Origin of the sequence: Campylobacter sp. RM9331 (assembly GCF_020137685.1) — a bacterium.
Taxonomy (GTDB): Bacteria; Campylobacterota; Campylobacteria; order Campylobacterales; family Campylobacteraceae; genus Campylobacter_E.
On the sequence record NZ_JACGBA010000061.1, the window covers coordinates 1 to 683 of the forward strand.

Sequence of the window (683 nt, forward strand, 5' to 3'; positions counted from 1 at the left end):
TAAGATAACAATAATTCTACTTCTTAAGGGCCTATAGCTCAGCTGGTTAGAGTGCACCCCTGATAAGGGTGAGGTCACAAGTTCAAGTCTTGTTAGGCCCACCATTTTTATTCTTTTTATCTATCTTTTAAATTGTTTTTTTAAATCTTTTTAATATATGTAGTTTTTAGTATGATTTTATGTTTTACTTGTGTATTTATTTTAGATTAAAACTTATAAATAATATTTATTTTTTAATGATATTTGAATTTATTTAAAAATACTTATTTTTACTTATTTAGCTTGTAGTTATGTTTAAAGCTATTTTTATATAAATTATAATACTTATTAAAGTGGTGTGTTATTTGATAGCATATATATTATCTTTTTAAAATAACTCTTATAGTAATAAGTAATTTAAATTATAAGTGATAATTATGTTTTTACTATTAAATAAAATATTAGTTGTATTTTTAAGAGTTAATATAATTAATGTTTTTATAAAGTATTTATAAGTTTTAAATTCTTTTAATAAAAATAGCTTTTTATGTTTAGTGATTATGTTTGAGATTGTTTTATTATGGTGTGTTTTTAATTGTTTTTAGTAGATAGTGAAGGTTGTTTTTAGAATGAGATTTTAATTGCTTTTTAGTTTTTAATTTAAAGTATTGTTTGTGTTGTTTAGAGTGGTTGGGGGGGGGTTA

At 20.9% G+C, this 683-nt stretch carries 1 tRNA gene; it reads left to right on the top strand.

Annotated elements, in window-relative coordinates:
- Window positions 1-27: 27 nt before the first annotated feature.
- Window positions 28-104: transfer RNA gene (locus tag AVBRAN9331_RS09765), tRNA-Ile, on the top strand.
- Window positions 105-683 lie beyond the last annotated feature (579 nt).